Source organism: Candidatus Polarisedimenticolia bacterium, from assembly GCA_036001465.1.
GTDB lineage: Bacteria > Acidobacteriota > Polarisedimenticolia > Gp22-AA2 > Gp22-AA2 > Gp22-AA3.
Map to the genome: position 1 here is coordinate 1 of DASYUH010000054.1, position 4,174 is coordinate 4,174.

The 4,174-nt window shown below is 65.8% G+C and carries 2 protein-coding genes; both read right to left on the minus strand.

The window, feature by feature from the left end; translation table 11 throughout:
- On the minus strand, window positions 1-192 hold a 192-nt coding region (locus VGV60_10785), incomplete at its 3' end, for a pyridoxal-phosphate dependent enzyme (GenBank protein ID HEV8701744.1).
- A 172-nt stretch (window positions 193-364) separates the two neighbouring features.
- Complete coding sequence (locus VGV60_10790; GenBank protein ID HEV8701745.1) at window positions 365-3,544, minus strand: chemotaxis protein CheB; 3,180 nt, start codon at window positions 3,542-3,544, stop codon at window positions 365-367.
- Window positions 3,545-4,174 lie beyond the last annotated feature (630 nt).

Consider the following 4,174-nt stretch of genomic DNA (forward strand, 5'->3'; position numbering starts at 1 on the left):
CTCGGCGCGCTCGAACATGTGCAGGTAGATCCGGTCTTTGAGGCTGCCGGTGGGGCCGTACCACTCGAGCTTCAGCAAGACCTCCGGCCGGACGTCGGCGGCCACGCGATTCAGTCTGACGAGCGGCGTGCGCCCGACCGCCTCGGCGATCGACGCTAGCGCGGTGCGAGACGCGTCCCACCGGGTCGGCATGCGAGGCGGATTGTACCCGCCTCAGTCCCGGCGGTCCAGGCGATAGGCCGCTGGTGGTCTATGATGAACGGCTGACCCGTGACCTACTTCAAGCCCTGCTGGTCGGTCATGGTCATGACCTCCTCACGGCTGCAAGCGACCTCGAGGCCGTCCGGTTGTTCCAACAACATCGTTAGGTGTGAGAGCCTGAAGACTCTCCTGCTTGGAGTCCGATGAGTTTCTGTTTGAGTTCTTCATTCTCCTTTCTCAGCTCAATCATTTTTAGCTCGCGATCGACCGTGGCGTCATGGAACTTCTCGAGGTCCGCGACCCTCTCCGCAAGCATGGATCGCAGCTCCTTCTCTTCTTCCAGTTGCTTCGCCTTCTTGACGTCTTCGATGGCCAGGAGGATCAGGGCCGGCTGGCCGGCCGCCGGGAGCACACGGCGGGCGTTGAGCAGCATCGCTCGCCGGCCGATCGACGCGAAGTCGTACTCGACCTTGAAGTCCTCGAGCATGGTGTCCTGCGGCAGGATCTCCTCCAGCAGATGCCGAAGCCGAGGGATGTCCCACTGGCGGGTCCCGAGGTCGAAGATCAGTCGCCCCTCCGTCTCGGGCGCCGCCACCTGGAAGGTCTCGTAGAACGACCGGTTCGCTGTCACCACGCGGAGGTCGGCATCGAGGATCACGAGCGGCTCGCGCACCGTCTCGACGATGGCCTGGGCCTGGTCACGCCCCGCCCGCACCTGATCGAGGGCGCTCTTGAGGGCGTCGATGTCGATGAACGAGATCACCGCGCCATCGATCTTGTTGTCCGTGGTCCGGTACGGCCGCACCCGCACCGAATACCAGTGGCCATCCCGGGCCTGGACCTCGCGTTCCTGGACGGTCAGGGTCTCGATCACTCCCCTGAGCAGCGCTTCCAACTCAGGGACCTCGACGCTGAGCCTGAGATCCCCGATCGGCCGCCCGACGTCGCCCGGGGCCACGTTGAGGGCCCATTCCGTAACCTGCGTCATGCGACGGACGCGGAGATCGGACCCCACCATGATGATCGGGACATGGGTGCTCATGAGCAGGTTGCCGAGGTCGCTGCTGAGCTGGCCCAGCTCGAGGTTCCGGCTGTTCAGCTCGTCGTTCACGGTGGTCAGCTCTTCGTTGGTCGCCTGCAGCTCCTCCTTGGCGGTGTCCAGCTCTTCGTTCGTGCTCTGCAGCTCCTCGTTGCTCGACTGCGCCTCCTCGGCGGCGGCGCGGAGCTCCTCCATGGCCGCCTCGTGCTCTTCGCTGATGGACTGCAGATGCTGGTGCGCGTCGGCCAGCTCCTGGGTGAGCTGGGCCACTTGGCGCTCGACAGCCGTCTTCGGTCGAGGCTCCCGCTCCCGCGCCGGTTTCGGTGGCACGGGAGGGCGCGCCTCGACGAACAGGATCAGATGGTGGCGGCCTTCCGCCCTTTCCGCGGGCCCGATCGGGATCACCTCGAGGCTGACCCCCCTGCTCACGCCGTTCGTCTTGACCCGCAGCCCCTCCATCTTCACCGGGCCACCGTCCTTGGCCGCCCGCTGGACGGCCTGGCGGAGCCCGGAGCCCAGGCCTTCTCGCGCCATCTTGAAGAGGTTGAGGCTCGCCGCCCCCGGCGTCGCCTCGAGGTAGGGGCCGGTCTTACCGCGGAACTGCACGATCTCCATGTCGGCGGTCACCACGACGCCAGCCGGCGCATACCGCCCCAGGATGAGGCGGTCGGCCTCCTTCTCGATCGCCGCTGCGCTCCAGCCCGCCTCCTGCTGCGCGCCGGCCCGCGCGGCAACCCGGTCGCCTGCGGTGAGTGGGAAGCCGAGGTGGGCCGACAGCCCCGGCTTCCGCGCGTAGATCTTGTGCTTCTTGTCGACGGCCGAGAAGAGGTTCGTAAACCGGCCGACGCTCTCAGAGGGACCGAGCTTCAGGAAGCCGGTGGGCTTGAGCGCGTAGTGGAAGACCGGGAGGACGCGCTCCTGCAACGCGGCGCTGAGATAGATCAGCACGTTGCAGCAGCTGATCAGGTTGAGTTTCGAGAACGGCGGATCCCGAGTCAGGTCCTGCTGCGCGAAGACGCAGACGTCCCGGATCGCCTTGCTGATCTGATAGCGCCCGTCCGTCTTGACGAAGAACCGCTGCAGCCGCTCGGGGGAGACCTCGTTCTCGATGCCCGCGGGGAACGTCCCGGCCCGGGCCCGGGTCACCGCGGCGGTGCTGAGGTCGGTGCCGAACATCTGGATCGCCAGGTGGTGGTCCGACTGCCCGAGGAACTCCAGCAGTGAGATCACGAGCGAGTACGCCTCTTCGCCGGTGGCGCAGCCCGGCACCCAGATCCGGATGGGCTCGTCGGCGGCCAGCTCCTTCACGAGGCTCGGGAACACGCTCCGCCTCAGCGCTTCGAACCCTTCCGGGTCCCGGAAGAACTCCGTTACCTGGATGAGGATGTCGTCGTGCAGGGCCTGCGCTTCGCCGGGCGTCTCCCGGAGGTGCCGGACATACGCCCCCATGTCGTCGATCTTCTGCAGGAGCATGCGGCGGGCGATCCGGCGCCGGACGCTGGCCGGCTTGTACTGCGCGAAATCGACGCCGGTGGCGGTGCGCAGGACACGGAGGACGGCGCTGACATCGCCCCCGCCTTCTGGCTCGTCTGGAGCGGCCGCAGACAGCACGGCATGGTTCACGTAGGGGTGGCCAGCGATCCGCGCCAGCTCGCGGGCGATGCCCGCGGGGGGCAGCACGAAGTCGGCGACCGCGGCCGCGCTCTGGGGCATGCCGGGGTACTTCGCGGATTTCTCGTCCTGGACGAACGTGATGCCGCCCTCCGCCTTGATCGCCCGGAGGCCGAGGGTGCCGTCCGTCCCGGTCCCCGACAGGACCAGGCCGATCGCGCGGCCTTCCAACTCTTGCGCGAGCGAGCGGAAGAAGTGGTCGATCGGCGCGTGGCGATCGCCCGTGACGCGGGAGGTGAGCGCGAAGGTGCCGCCGCCGATCGTCATATCGGCGTTCGGGGGGATCACGTAGACGTGGTCCGGCTCCGCGCGCAGGCGGTCGGTGACCGCGACGACGGGCATCGCCGTAGTCCTGGACAGGACCTCGGGCAACTGGCTCTCGTGCTTGGGGTCCAGGTGCTGAACTAGGACGAACGCCATGCCGGTGTCGGTGGGGAGTTCTCTTAGAAGCTGGCTGAAGGCCTCCAGGCCGCCGGCGGAGGCGCCGATCCCGACGATCGGGAACGCGGTTCTCTCTGATGGCTCCGATGGAACGTCGGCGTGCGGAGATTCCGGCGGCGAGGGCTCCCCTGGCAAAGGCTTGGTCTGGCGCTTCGGCGTTGATCCCGTGCGGCGGGGAACCTTTCGTCCCATCAGCACGTTCTCTCCTGCTCGAAATGGCGAGTCGGCGGTGGCGGCATGAGGGGGATTACGACGCCGACCCCGATGAGGCAGGAACGGAGCCTCTTCGGCCAAACGACGAGCCTTTCAAGCGATCGAAGAGGAGGGCCTCTAAGTCTCCCCCGCTTAATTTTTTTCACACCCGGACGTCCATCCGGCATTCGGGGTTCTACGAATGGGAAAGTATACTCGTGGCTGAAGTCAAGAAAGGAAAAAGCAGCCACCGTCCTTGACAAAGCAACGTTGACGGTATGCTGACGTGCAGGATCACGAGGACGCTTTCAGGTTCTGTCCTGAAGGGGTGCCCCTTCAGCTTTTGTATTCGATCTTCCTCTTGGCATCTTTCCATAGTGCTCGCCGAGGTAGATGCGGAAGCGTCTCCAATCCACCTGAGGTCCTTGATGCCGAGGTGGAGGTTGTGGCCGTCGATGAAAGCGAAGTTGGGCACTCCCGCTGCCGCCGCTCGTACCGGTTTACGTCTGTCCGTGCGACGACGACGAGAAGAGGGCTCACGGTAGTCTGTTAGGCAAAAGTGATGCCGCACTCGTCGCCTTGAAAAATCGCGACATTAGCAATTCAGATCGCGGGGCCGCTGCACTAAAC

Excerpts from the sequence above, each read along its gene's own strand:
- VGV60_10790 (HEV8701745.1), bottom strand. The coding sequence starts at position 3,544 with ATGGGACGAAAGGTTCCCCGCCGCACGGGATCAACGCCGAAGCGCCAG.